This is a genomic window from Bradyrhizobium sp. (assembly GCF_036009065.1).
Taxonomy (GTDB): domain Bacteria; phylum Pseudomonadota; class Alphaproteobacteria; order Rhizobiales; family Xanthobacteraceae; genus Bradyrhizobium.
Map to the genome: position 1 here is coordinate 1 of NZ_DASYMN010000360.1, position 12,947 is coordinate 12,947.

The following is a 12,947-nucleotide window of genomic DNA, read 5'->3' on the forward strand; positions in this document are numbered from 1 at the left end:
AAAAGCCCGATCCGTCGTTGCTTTAAGTCGCGTCCCCCGTTGAGAACGAGGTGCGCCGGTTCGCCTCCGGCTGCCAGTCACGGTTGCAAGGAGGTGAAGTCGCCTTCAACGGCATCTCTGGAGAGAGATGCTGGCCTCTTAAGTTCTGTAACCGACTTAAGCGACCCTCGGCTTCTTCATCCCTTGGCGGCTGTCCGGCCTCTTGTCCGGATACCTACCGACTGACACACGACCACAGGCACGTGCGAAATTGGGCAAGAGTGCAAATAGGGGTTTTGAGTCCGCTTCGCAACATTTTTTTTGCGCTGCCGACAAGTTTCTCCACCGCGTGGTTTCCAAGACGCGGCTGAGAGCGCCGAAGATGAACGCATGTTAAGTTTGCTTAACGAAGTGTGAGCGGCGCGGCTGGACGAAGATTCGTTTAAGGCCTGTGGCGCAACGGTTTTTGGCGCCACACACGCTGCCGTCATCCTGAGGTGCTCGCCCTTCTTCAGGGCGAGCCTCGAAGGATGGCCACACGCGCCGGTGCTCGCGGCCATCCTTCGAGACGCCGCGCAAGTGCGCGGCTCCTCTGGATGACGGCGGTGGTGTGGAGCGGCGGGAGCGGTGCCTCAGCCGCGCCGCGTAAACGGCTCGATGTGCTGGGCGGCGCGGATGAAAGCGATCATGATGACAACGCCGAGCCCGAACAGGATGGCCTGCAGGATATGCGCGCCGAAGTCGTCGAGGCCGAACAGGATGGCGAGCGCCCAGCCGCCGGCGAACGCCGCGCCGAACACCTCGGCGCCGATCAGGATCGCGGCGGAGATGACGGTGATGACGCTGGGCCAGACAATCTGGCGGGCGGCTGACGGGGTGGTCTGGGAAGGCATGTTCAGGGTCCTGTTGCGGCCGCAATCTCTCTGAAAAGCATGTCCGGTTCAAGGCCTGATGACGGTCTCGTGCCCCCGGACACCAACTTCGACCCGTCATTGCCGGGCTTGACCCGGCAATTCATCCTCTTCGCAAAAAGGCGTGTTACGAAGATGGATGGATGCGCGGGTCGAGCCCGCGCATGACGCTGTCTTTTCGCGCCGCATCGCGCTCGGGACACGAGAATCGGGCGCAAAAAAGCCCGATCGCCTGTTATAAGGCGGACCGGATTTGAGGCGAAACATGGGAATTGCGATGTCGGAAACACTGGAAGCCAGCGCGGTCGCGCTACCTGCCGAAAACCCGCTCCTAAAACCCTGGCAGACGCCGTTCGAGACGCCGCCATTCACGGAGATTGCGCCGGAGCATTTCCTCCCCGCCTTCGAGCAGGCCTTCGCCGACCATGCCGCCGAGATTGCCGCGATCACCCACGATCCGGCGACGCCGGATTTCGCCAATACCATCACCGCGCTGGAGCGCTCCGGAAAACTGCTCTCGAAAGTGGCGGCGGTGTTCTACGACCTGGTGTCGGCGCATTCGAGCCCGGCGCTGCTCGAGATCGACAAGGAGGTGTCGTTGCGGATGGCGCGGCACTGGAACCCGATCATGATGAACGCCGTGCTGTTTGGCCGGATCGTGGCGCTGCATGACAACCGCGCCGCGCTGCACCTGACCGGCGAGCAGAAGCGCCTGCTGGAGCGCACCTACACCCGCTTCCATCGCTCCGGCGCCGGGCTGGATGAGCAGGCGAAAGGGCGGATGGCGGAGATCAACGAGCGGCTGGCGCAGCTCGGCACCGCGTTCAGCCATCACCTGCTCGGCGACGAGCAGGACTGGTTCATGGAACTCGGCGAGGCCGACCGCGACGGGCTTTCCGATTCGTTCATCGCGGCGGCAAGGGCCGCGGCCGACGAGCGCGGCATGGCCGGCAAGGCAGTGATGACGCTGTCGCGCTCCTTCGTCGAGCCGTTCCTGAAGAGCTCGACCCGGCGCGACTTGCGCGAAAAGGTATTCAAGGCGTTTGTCGCGCGCGGCGACAACGGCAACGCCAACGACAACAACGACACCATCGTCAATATCCTCGCGCTGCGCGAGGAAAGCGCAAAGCTGCTGGGCTTCCCGACCTTCGCGGCCTACCGGCTGGAAGATTCCATGGCCAAGACGCCGGAGGCCGTGCGCGGCCTGCTGGAGCGGGTTTGGAAACCCGCCCGCGCCCGGGCGCTGGCCGATCGCGACGCGCTGCAGGCGCTGGTCGCCGAGGAGGGCGGCAATTTTGCCCTCGCGCCGTGGGACTGGCGCTACTACGCCGAAAAGCTGCGGCAGATCAGCGCCAATTTCGACGACGCCGCGATCAAGCCGTACCTCGCACTGGACAACATGATCGACGCCGCGTTCGACACCGCGCATCGGCTGTTCGGCCTCAGCTTTGCCGAGCGCAAAGACATTCCGGTCTGGCATCCGGACGTCCGGGTCTGGGAGGTCAGGGACGCCGCCGGAAACCACAAGGCGCTGTTCTATGGCGACTATTTTGCGCGGCCCTCGAAGCGCTCGGGCGCCTGGATGACCTCGCTGCGCGACCAGCAGAAGCTCGATGGCGACGTCGCCCCGCTGGTCATCAATGTCTGCAATTTCTCCAAGGGCGCGGAGGGCCAGCCCTCGCTGCTGTCGCCGGACGACGCGCGCACGCTGTTCCACGAATTCGGCCACGGCCTGCACGGCATGCTGTCGGATGTGACCTATCCCTCGCTGTCCGGCACCTCGGTGTTCACCGATTTCGTAGAGCTGCCCTCGCAGCTCTACGAGCACTGGCAGGAGCAGCCGCAGGTGCTGCGCCAGTTCGCGCGCCACTACCAGACCGCCGAGCCGCTGCCGGACGACCTGTTGAAGCGCTTCATCGCCGCGCGAAAATTCAACCAGGGTTTTGCCACCGTGGAATTCGTCTCGTCCGCCTTGATCGATCTGGAATTCCACACCCAGCCGGCCTCGGCCAGCCGCGACGTGCGGGCGTTCGAGCGCGCCGAGCTGGAGAAAATCGGCATGCCGGCGGAAATCTCGCTGCGGCACCGGCCTACCCAGTTCGGCCACATCTTTTCCGGCGATCACTATGCGTCGGGCTATTACAGCTACATGTGGTCCGAGGTGATGGACGCCGACGCCTTCGGCGCGTTCGAGGAAGCCGGCGACATCTTCGATTCCGGCGTCGCAAAACGCCTGCACGACGACATCTACTCATCGGGAGGCTCGCGCGACCCGGAAGACGCCTACATCGCCTTCCGCGGCCGCGAACCGGAACCCGAAGCGCTGCTGCGCCGGCGCGGGCTCTTGGACGTGCCGGAGGCGGCGTGATGCGGATGCCGTCATTGCGAGCAGTCGTAGGGTGGGCAAAGGCGCGCTTGCGCCGTGCCCACCATCGTCATCGGCGCTCGCTTGCGGTGGGCACGCTTCGCTTTGTCCACCCTACGGCCCTGTTGGTCGCAGCGCTGCTCACCATCGGCATGAACACCGCCTCCGCCCATCCCCATGTCTGGGTCACCGCGGCGAGCGAACTGATCTACGCTTCAGACGGCTCGATATCCGGCGTGCGCCACGCCTGGACGTTTGACGACATGTTCTCGACCTATGCGCTGCAGGGCATCGAGAGCAAGACCAAAGGCGTCTATACACGCGAGGAACTGGCGTCGCTGGCGCAGACCAATGTGGAGTCGCTGAAAGAGTTCGGCTTCTTCACCTTCGCCAAGGCCGACGGCAAGAAGGAGAAGTTTCTAGAGCCGGTCGATTACTACCTTGAACACAAGGACGGTGCGCTGGTGCTGCATTTCACGCTGCCGTTCAAGACGCCGTTCAAGACCAGGCAGCTCGCGCTCGAAGTGTTCGATCCGAGCTTCTTTGTCGACTTCTCGCTGCGGAAGCAGGATCCGATCCGTCTGGTCGGCGCGCCGGCGGCCTGCACTTTTGCGATCCAGCGCCCCAACGACGGCAGCGCCGCCGCGCAAAAACTCAACGAGCAGACGTTTGCGAGCGGCGAGAATTCAAATTACGGCGCGATGTTCGCCAACAAGGTCACGGTGGATTGCCCGTGAGCGCAATGCGGTCGACGGCCGTCATGCCCGGGCTTGTCCTGGGCATCCACGTCTTGACGGCGCCGCGGCAAGAAAGACGTGGATGGCCGGGACAAGCCCGGCCATGACGAGAGGAAAGGGAATCGCTCTAGCTTGCGTCACGCTGCTGGTCGTTGCCCTGTTCGCCGACGCCATCCTGCACCCCTTGCTCGCACAAAACCCCTTCGGCCCCCCGCGCGCCGCCCCCAACACGCAAGTGGGCGGCATCGTCGGCTGGCTGTTAACAAAACAATCCGAATTCTATTCCCAGATGTCTTCGACCATTCGCGCCGCCAAATCCGATGGCAGTGCGGTGTGGACCTTGCTGGCGATCTCGTTTGCCTACGGTGTCTTCCACGCCGCCGGACCCGGCCATGGCAAGGCGGTGATCTCGTCCTATCTGGTCGCCAACGGGGAAACCGCCAAGCGCGGCATCGTGTTGTCGTTCGCCTCGGCGCTGATGCAGGCGCTGGTCGCCGTCGCGATCGTTGGCATCTCGGCCTGGCTGCTCAACGCCACCGCCAAAACCATGTGCGGCGCCGAGCGCGCCATCGAGATCGCCAGCTACGCCCTGATTGCGGCGTTCGGCGCCCGGCTGGTCTGGACCAAGGGCGGCGGCTTTTTTCGCGCGCTGCAGGCGGAACGGGAACGGCCGGCACTCGCGGTGGCGAGCGCCGCACATCATCACCATCACCATGATCACGGCCATGTCCACGACGAGCATTGCGGTCATTCCCATGGCCCGACCCCGGGCGAGCTCGCCGGCCCCGGCGGCTGGCGGCGCGGCCTCGGCGCCATTCTCGCCGTCGGCATCCGGCCCTGCTCGGGGGCGATCCTGGTGCTGGTGTTCGCGCTGGCGCAGGGCCTGTTCTGGGCCGGCGTCGCCGCCACTTTCGTGATGGGGCTAGGCACCGCGATCACGGTGGCCACCATCGCCGTCATCGCCGTCTCGGCACAGGATCTCGCGCGGCGCCTCAGCGCCGGCCGCGAAGGCGGCGGCGCGCTGCTGATGCGCGGCATCGAATTCGCCGCGGCCGGACTGGTGCTGCTGCTGGGCGCAGGCCTGCTCGCCGGCTACATCGCCGCCGAACGGGTGACGTGTTTTTGAGCCGTCATTGAGGAGCGTAGCGACGAAGCAATCCAGTCTTGCTGCCGCAAAGAACTGGATTGCTTCGCTTCGCTCGCAATGACGGTGAGGGTCACGCCGGCAAATAGCCCTTGATCATCGGCAGAAAGAAAATCCCTACATTGATCGCAAAGCCGATGCTCCACAGGATCGACCGCAGCGTCGGGCGGTCGCCGAGATAGGTCAGGACGTAGGCGATCCGCACGATCAGGAACAGCACTGCCAGTTCATTGATCAGATTCTGCGGGCTTTCGCGAAATTCGGCCAGCAGCACCGCTACGGCGAAGAACGGAAACGTCTCGATGCCGTTCTGATGCGCGCCCCACGCGCGGGCACGAACGGGATCGTCATAGAAGGCTGGGTCCCGCGGATTGGCGTTGTCGAATTGTCGAAACCCGAGCCACTTGATCGGTCCGATCGTCAGCAGAACCAGCATCACGCTTGCGAAAATGCACCATTCTGCGATCGTCATGGTTCCCTCCGGGCTACGGGTGCGATGATTTAGCGGCAGAGACGTTATCTTGACAAGGATCGGCCAACACGCGAAGCCGTTGCCATCATGAGCCTCATCACTCCCATCACGAAAGCCGCGGCCGAGGCGAGGCCGCAACGCATCGGCGTGCTGCTGGTCAATCTCGGCACGCCCGACAGCGCCGACGCCAAAGGCCTGCGGATCTATCTCAAGGAATTCCTGTCCGATCGGCGCGTGATCGAAGACCAGGGACTCTTCTGGAAGCTGGCGCTGAACGGCATCATCCTGAACACGCGTCCGCGGCGCAAAGCGCGCGACTACCAGAAAATCTGGAACACCGGGAAGAACGAGTCGCCGCTGAAAACCATCACGCGCGCGCAGGCGGAAAAGCTTGGGCTGGCGATCGCCGACCACGACCATGTCGTGGTCGATTGGGCGATGCGCTACGGCAATCCATCGATCCGCTCGCGGATCGATGCGCTGACCGCGCAGGGCTGTGACCGCCTGCTGGTGGTGCCGCTCTATCCGCAATATTCGGCGGCGACATCGGCGACGGTGTGCGACGAGGTGTTTCGCGTGCTCGGCGACATGCGCGCGCAGCCGACGTTGCGGGTGACGCCGCCCTATTACGACGATCCGGATTACATCGAGGCGCTGGCGGCCTCGATCGACGCGCATCTCGCCGCGTTGCCGTTCGAGCCCGAGATCATCGTGGCCTCGTTCCACGGCATGCCGCAGAAATACATCGACAAGGGCGATCCCTATTACGCGCAATGCGTGGCGACCACGGATGCACTGCGCAAGCGCATGGGGCTCGACGTGAAAAAGCTGATGCTCACCTTCCAGTCGCGCTTCGGCTTCGACGAATGGCTGCAGCCCTACACCGACAAGACCATCGAGCAGCTGGCCAAGGACGGCGTGCGCCGCATCGCGGTTATTACTCCCGGCTTCTCGGCCGATTGCCTGGAGACGCTGGAAGAAATCGCGCAGGAGAACGCCGAGATCTTCAAGCACGCCGGCGGCGAACAGTTCACCGCCATCCCCTGCCTGAACGACAGCGAGGGCGGCATGGACGTGATCCGCCAGCTGGTGCTGCGCGAACTGCAGGGCTGGATTTAGGTGCTCGCCGCGTTCATCCGTCATTGTGAGCGAAGCGAAGCAATCTAGTCGGTCCAAGAGCTGGATTGCTTCGTCGCAAGGGCTCCTCGCAATGACGAGGACGCGCACTTTTCCCGCTTCGAACCTTGCATCCCGAATCGGCGACTTATGTTAAAGCGTGACGGCGTCGGTGGGGTTCGAGGAGAAATTTGGATGACCGGTTTCGATATTTTCGCCATCGCCTTTGTGCTCTTGATCATCTTCACGCTGTTCGCCGGCGTCAAGACCGTGCCGCAAGGCTACGACTGGACCATCGAGCGGTTCGGCAAGTTCACCCGCATCCTGTCGCCGGGGCTGAACATCATCATCCCGTATTTCGACCGGGTCGGGCGCAAGATGAACATGATGGAGCAGGTGATCAGCATTCCCGAGCAGGAGGTGATCACCAGGGACAACGCCACGGTGACCGTCGACGGCGTCGCGTTCTATCAGGTGTTCGATGCGGCGAAAGCCAGCTACGAGGTGTCCGACCTCAATCAGGCGATCATCGTGCTGACCATGACCAATATCCGCTCGGTGATGGGCGCGATGGACCTCGATCAGGTGCTGTCGCATCGCGACGAGATCAACGAGCGGCTGCTGCGCGTGGTCGACGCCGCGGTGTCGCCATGGGGCCTGAAAGTCAACCGCATCGAGATCAAGGACATCGTGCCGCCCGCCGACCTCGTGGAAGCCATGGGCCGCCAGATGAAAGCCGAGCGCGTCAAGCGCGCCGACATCTTGCAGGCTGAAGGCCAGCGGCAGTCGGAAATCCTGCGCGCCGAGGGGGCCAAGCAGGGCCAGATCCTGCAGGCGGAGGGCCGCCGCGAAGCCGCGTTCCGCGACGCCGAGGCGCGCGAGCGCTCCGCCGAGGCCGAAGCCAAGGCGACGCAGATGGTGAGTGACGCCATCGCCAAGGGCGACGTTGCCGCGCTGAACTATTTCATCGCCGACAAATACATCAAGGCATTCGGGCAACTGGCGGATTCGCCGAACCAGAAGATCATCATGCTGCCGATCGAGGCCATCAGCATTTTGGGCTCGCTCGCCGGCATCGGCGAGATCGCCAAGGCGACGTTCGGCGAAAGCGCCGCCTCCGCGCAGGCCGCGGCGCGGCGCGGCTCGGTGCCGAGCGCAGGATCGCCGCCGCCGCCGCAACGTTAATCGACGGTGAAGCAGGAGTTCGTACGATGGCCGAGATGTTTTCGATGCTTGGCACCTGGAACTGGCTGGTGTTGGGCCTGCTGCTGATGGGGCTCGAACTGCTGGCGCCCGGCGTGTTCCTGTTCTGGCTGGGCCTGGCCGCATTGCTGGTTGGCCTATTGTCGTTTGCACTCAGCCTGTCGTGGCAATTGCAGATCCTGATGTTCGCCCTATTCGCGGTCGCGGCGGTGCCGCTGTGGCGCCGCGTCGCGCGCCGCAATTCCGGCGCCAGCCAAAGCAACCCGTTCCTCAACAAGCGTTCGGACGCGCTGGTCGGCCGCGTCTTCACACTGGAGAAGCCGATCGTCGACGGCGCCGGCACGGTGCGGATCGACGACACCATCTGGCGCGTCGCCGGCCCCGACGCGCCCGCAGGCAGCCGGGTCCGGATCGTGCGCGCCGACGGCGCGAGCTTGACGGTGGCGGCGGATTGAATCTCGTGTCCCGGACGCGGTGCGGCATTCTTATGCCGCTCCGCAGAGCCGGGACCATCTTGCTTCTACTGTTGCTAAAAAGCATGGGTCCCGGTTCTGCGAAGCAGCGCAAGAGCGCTGCATCGCGCCCGGGACACGAAGCTACATTACTGCAGCACGGGAGCAGACCATGTCACGCATTGCGCCGCTTGAGCCGCCATACGCGCCGGAGATTCAATCGCAGTTCGATGCGATCATGCGCGGCGCGCCGCCGCTGACGCTGTTCCGGGTCCTCGCCGGCAATGCGCGAGCGTGGGAAAAATTCCGCGCCGGCAGCCTGCTGGACCGCGGGCCGCTCAGCCTGCGCGAGCGCGAGATCGTCATCGACCGTACCTGCGCCTTGACCAGATGCGAATACGAATGGGGCGTGCATGTTTCGATCTTCGCCAAGGCGGCCAGGCTGACGGACGAGCAGGTGAGAGCGACGGTGCTGGAAGGCGCCGACGCGGCGTGCTGGTCGAAGGGCGAACAGGTCCTGATCGCAACCGTCGATGCGCTGCATCATCGCGCCACGCTCAGCGCCGATGAATTCAAGGCGCTGTCGGCGCATTACGACGAGCCCAGGATTTTCGAAATCATCCTGCTCTGCGGCTTCTACCGCACCGTGTCCTATCTCAACAACGGGCTCGATATGCCGCTGGAAGATAATGCGCCGACGTTTCCGAGCTAGTCGTGTCCCGGACGCGGTGCGGCATTCTTCATGCCGCTCCGCAGAGCCGGGACCCCGCTTTAGCGAAAATAGCTGGGCCCCGGCTCTGCAGCGCACCACGCCGCGAAGAGCGGCGCGCTGCGCTGCGTCCGGGGCACGAGTCAGGCCACCCCCGCCCGCAGCACGTCATGCACATTGACGATCCCGACCGGCTTCCTGCCTTCCGCCACGATCAGCACGGTGATCCGCGGCTGCGACGAATTCAGCGTATCGAGCAGTTCGATCGCCAGCGTGTCGGGCGAGGTGGTCTTGGGATTTTTCGTCATCACCTCGTCGACGGCGGCGGTCATCAGATCAGGGCGCATGTGGCGGCGCAAATCGCCGTCGGTGATGATGCCGACCAGGTCGCCGTTTGCATCGACAATGCCGACGCAGCCAAAACCCTTCGACGACATCTCGACCAGCGCGTCGGACATTTTTGTGCCGAGCGGCTTCAGCGGCACCTCGACGCCGGTGTGCATCAGATCGCGCACGAATTTCAGCATCGCCCCTAACTTGCCGCCGGGGTGCAGCACGCTGAAATCCGTGGAGGTGAAGCCGCGGCCTTCCAATAGCGCGATCGCCAGCGCATCGCCCAGTGCCAGCATCATCACCGACGAGGTGGTGGGGGCGAGGTTGTGCGGGCAGGCCTCACGCGCCTTGGGCAGCGTCAGCGTCACATCGGCGGCCTTGCCGAGGGTGGAGTCACGCTCCGCCGTCATCGCGATCAGCGCGATGCGGAAGCGCTTGGCATAGGTGATGAGGTTCTTCATCTCCGGCTGCTCGCCGGACCACGACAGCGCTAGGATGACGTCGTCGGCGGTGATCATGCCGAGGTCGCCATGGCCGGCTTCGGCGGCATGAACGAAAAACGCCGGCGTGCCCGTGGAGGCAAAGGTCGCCGCGATCTTGCGGCCGATGTGGCCGGATTTGCCGAGCCCGGTGATGATCAGCCGGCCCTTGGCGTCGCGGATCAACTCGGCTGCGGCGGCAAAGGCCGGGCCCAGATCCGACTGCAGCGCCGCGGTGAGCGCGGTGATGCCGCTGCCCTCGGCGTCCAGCGTGCGCAGCGCCGACTGCACGGCGGCGTCGGCGTCCGTCGGGGATGATGTCGCTAGCGATTTCGATGTGGCCATGGCCGGGTTCTTAGCACGGGCGTGAGGGTGAAGCGACGCGCGGCCTGCGCTCGCAACGGCTCATTAACCATAATTGTTTTAACTCCATTAACGACGATTTTGGGGGCGCGTTTGCGCCGCCCTGGAACTCGTTGGCATGTATTTGCTTTCGTTGGAGTATTTTCTGCCGTGATGTCGGGTCCAGCAACGGGCCGCCGCAAGCGCGTAGCAGCCTTACGCGCGTTTTTGCCATGTCTTGCGCTGATTGCGTTTCAGCAGACCCCGGCACGGGCTCAAACCCTCACCAGCGACCTGCTGCGCCCGGTGCGCGACGGCTTTGTGTTGCCGCAGGATTCGCCGCTGCGCAGGACCGGCACTAATACCGCGCAATCCACCCCCGACGATCGCAGCAACAATGCCGACAACCGCCTGCGCAATCCCGATGCGCCGGCGCCCTCGCGGATCGGCAACATTCCGACCTACGGTCTGCCCGCCGCCAGCGGCGCGTCGTCGTCCGGCTATGACTCGCTTAACCGCAAGCGTCAGAAGGCGAAATTGTATCCGGGGCAGCCGAAGCCGAAGCTGGTCGGTCCCGGCAATCGTCTGCCCACCGCACCAGGCCCCGACCCAAGACTGCCGCCGCCGAAATTGCCGCAGCCACCGTCGGCGACCGCGAACAAGGCGCCGATCCCGCCGGCGATGGCCGGCACCGTGTCCGGCCAGCCGTATCGCAAGCGCCTCAAGGTCGACGACGATCCGTTCGGCGCGGTCGGCGATTATGCCGGCAGTTTCCTGGTCAAGACGGCGGTCGAATTCATGGGCGGCTACAACACCAATCCCGGCCGCACTTTCGTGGAGAAGGGCTCGCCGTTCTACGTGGTGGCGCCGGAGCTGCTGGTGGTGTCCGACTGGACGCGCCACGCGGTGGTCGCGGATTTGCGCGGCTCCTATACCGGCTACACCAACACTTTCCCGCCGGAAAACGGCGTGGTGTCGTCGGCGCCGACCGATGTGAACCGGCCGGATTTCCTCGGCCATGTCGATGGCCGGCTCGACGTCACCAATGACACCCATCTGCTCGCGCAAGCGCGGCTGCGCGTCACCACCGACAATCCCGGCAGCCCGAACGTGCAGGCGGGCCTTGCAAAATATCCGCTCTACGCAGCGTTCGGCGGCACCTTCGGCGTCGACCAGAATTTCAACCGGCTGCAGGTTTCCGGCGGCGCCTCCGTCGACCGCATCGCCTACCAGAACTCGCTGCTGACCGACGGCACCGTCACCAGCAATGACGACCGCAACTATAACCAGTTCGGCGGCGTTGGCCGCGTCAGCTACGATCTGAAGCCGGGGCTGAAGCCGTTCATCGAGGGGGAGGCCAACACCCGGTCGCACGATCAACTGGTCGACCGCAACGGCTATGAGCGCAACTCCACCGGGGGCTTTATCAAGGGTGGCACGTCATTCGAATTCTCGCGGCTCCTGATCGGCGAAGCCGCGATCGGCTGGGCGGCGCGGACCTATGAGGATCCCCGCCTGCTGCCGCTGCAGGGCCTTTTGACCTCGGCCTCGCTGATATGGTCGGCAACGCCGCTCACCACCGCAAAATTCTTCGTCCTCACCTCGATCGACGAAACCACGCTGCCCGGCGTCTCCGGTGTGCTGACCCATCTCTATACCGCGGAGGTCAACCACGATTTCCGCCGCTGGCTCACCGCGGTCGGCAGGTTCACCTACGGCACCCAGGCCTATCAGGGCGACGCCCGCTTCGACCGCATCTATTCGCTGTCCGGCGACCTGATCTACAAGCTGAACCGCGACGTCTGGATCAAGGGCACGGTGCGGCGGGATATCCTGGATTCCAACGTACCGCAGTCGAGCTCGGCCGCGACCGTGGTGATGCTGGGCGTGCGGCTGCAACGATAGCGTCGTCGCCGCGAAGGCGTTAGGGCATGCACGTCTGCCAGCAGTCGTGGCCAGCCCAACACTGCCCTTATCCTGAGGAGCGGCCTCTTGGGCCGCGTCTCGAAGGATCGGCCACAAGCGCCCCTGCGGCCATCCTTCGAGACGCCGCGCAAGCGCGCGGCTCCTCAGGATGAGGGCTTAATGTGCGGCTCGAAAAGATCTGTGCATGCCCTAGCGCGAAGGCGGGGACCCATAACCCCTGGCGCTCGTTGTGACAGCGCGGCAGTCCAACAAGCACGCTAACGCCATCCAGAACATCAACGACACGGCGTATGGGTCCCCGCCTTCGCGGACGACTCGCGTTATGTGGCAGCGCTTCGCAAAACAGCCGTGGAGTGTTCTACTTCATCCGCTTGAACCTTACACTCTTGCCGTCCGCCAGCCGTGTCGCGATGTAGCCGCCTTCGATACAGGCCTCGCGTTGCGGCATCTTTTCCTGCGGGCTGCGCAGCGTCTCCCACCACGACGCCCGATGCGCCGCGCGCGGCAACGCCGCGTCGATGATCTCCTCGATCTGCTCGAAGCTCAGCGTGAATTCGGGGAGCTTCTGGCGCTTCAGGTAATCGCGCAGGGCGGAGTAGTCGTTCACGGGCGGTCTCGATTATTCGTGGACACAAACTCAACCTCATCCTGAGAGTCTGATTCAAAATAAGTGACTCAAATCATTGGAGTTCGAGACACGGAAAGTCAGCCCACTTTCAGATGCGACTTGTTGAAACCCGTTGGAGCATCGCAATAACTGCAGATTTGCCTGAGGTCAG

12 protein-coding genes are annotated in these 12,947 nt (G+C 64.1%); 8 read left to right on the top strand and 4 right to left on the bottom strand.

The window, feature by feature from the left end:
• Positions 1-611 precede the first annotated feature (611 nt).
• Positions 612-872, bottom strand: a complete 261-nt coding sequence (locus tag VGP39_RS21750; protein WP_327570156.1) for a hypothetical protein — start codon at positions 870-872, stop codon at positions 612-614.
• A 295-nt stretch (positions 873-1,167) separates the two neighbouring features.
• On the opposite strand from VGP39_RS21750, the gene VGP39_RS21755 reads away from it, so the two are divergent.
• The 3 genes from VGP39_RS21755 to VGP39_RS21765 all read left to right on the top strand — a co-directional run bounded on the left by VGP39_RS21755 (position 1,168) and on the right by VGP39_RS21765 (position 5,118).
• Complete coding sequence (locus VGP39_RS21755; RefSeq protein WP_327570157.1) at positions 1,168-3,258, top strand: M3 family metallopeptidase; 2,091 nt, start codon at positions 1,168-1,170, stop codon at positions 3,256-3,258.
• Positions 3,259-3,344: 86 nt separating this feature from the next.
• Complete coding sequence (locus tag VGP39_RS21760; RefSeq protein ID WP_414644761.1) at positions 3,345-3,992, top strand: DUF1007 family protein; 648 nt, start codon at positions 3,345-3,347, stop codon at positions 3,990-3,992.
• 103 nt (positions 3,993-4,095) lie between these two features.
• Positions 4,096-5,118, top strand: coding sequence for a nickel/cobalt transporter (locus tag VGP39_RS21765; RefSeq protein WP_327570158.1), 1,023 nt, complete (start codon positions 4,096-4,098; stop codon positions 5,116-5,118).
• Positions 5,119-5,209: 91 nt separating this feature from the next.
• Here the strand turns inward: VGP39_RS21765 and VGP39_RS21770 are convergent, their stop codons facing one another.
• Positions 5,210-5,608, bottom strand: a complete 399-nt coding sequence (locus tag VGP39_RS21770; RefSeq protein ID WP_327570159.1) for an MAPEG family protein — start codon at positions 5,606-5,608, stop codon at positions 5,210-5,212.
• Between the two features lie 87 nt (positions 5,609-5,695).
• On the opposite strand from VGP39_RS21770, the gene hemH reads away from it, so the two are divergent.
• The 4 genes from hemH to VGP39_RS21790 all read left to right on the top strand — a co-directional run bounded on the left by hemH (position 5,696) and on the right by VGP39_RS21790 (position 9,091).
• Positions 5,696-6,727, top strand: coding sequence for a ferrochelatase (gene hemH, locus VGP39_RS21775; RefSeq protein WP_327570160.1), 1,032 nt, complete (start codon positions 5,696-5,698; stop codon positions 6,725-6,727).
• A 192-nt stretch (positions 6,728-6,919) separates the two neighbouring features.
• Complete coding sequence (locus tag VGP39_RS21780; protein WP_327570161.1) at positions 6,920-7,909, top strand: SPFH domain-containing protein; 990 nt, start codon at positions 6,920-6,922, stop codon at positions 7,907-7,909.
• Positions 7,910-7,935: 26 nt separating this feature from the next.
• Positions 7,936-8,382: an NfeD family protein gene (locus tag VGP39_RS21785; RefSeq protein WP_327570162.1), complete on the top strand. Its 447-nt coding sequence runs from the start codon at positions 7,936-7,938 to the stop codon at positions 8,380-8,382.
• Positions 8,383-8,551: 169 nt separating this feature from the next.
• Complete coding sequence (locus tag VGP39_RS21790) at positions 8,552-9,091, top strand: carboxymuconolactone decarboxylase family protein (RefSeq protein ID WP_327570163.1); 540 nt, start codon at positions 8,552-8,554, stop codon at positions 9,089-9,091.
• Between the two features lie 140 nt (positions 9,092-9,231).
• Here the strand turns inward: VGP39_RS21790 and VGP39_RS21795 are convergent, their stop codons facing one another.
• Positions 9,232-10,245 carry a KpsF/GutQ family sugar-phosphate isomerase gene (locus VGP39_RS21795; RefSeq protein WP_327570164.1) on the bottom strand — a complete coding sequence of 338 codons (1,014 nt, stop codon included), beginning with the start codon at positions 10,243-10,245 and terminating at the stop codon, positions 9,232-9,234.
• Positions 10,246-10,413: 168 nt separating this feature from the next.
• Between VGP39_RS21795 and VGP39_RS21800 the strand changes: the two genes are divergently transcribed.
• Positions 10,414-12,147 (top strand): outer membrane beta-barrel protein, encoded by a 1,734-nt coding sequence (locus VGP39_RS21800; protein ID WP_414644762.1) that lies wholly within the window; start codon positions 10,414-10,416, stop codon positions 12,145-12,147.
• A gap of 379 nt (positions 12,148-12,526) precedes the next feature.
• On the opposite strand, the gene VGP39_RS21805 is transcribed toward VGP39_RS21800, so the two are convergent.
• Entirely contained in the window at positions 12,527-12,775 is a 249-nt protein-coding gene (locus VGP39_RS21805; RefSeq protein WP_327570166.1) for a DUF7662 domain-containing protein, read from the bottom strand.
• Positions 12,776-12,947: the final 172 nt, after the last annotated feature.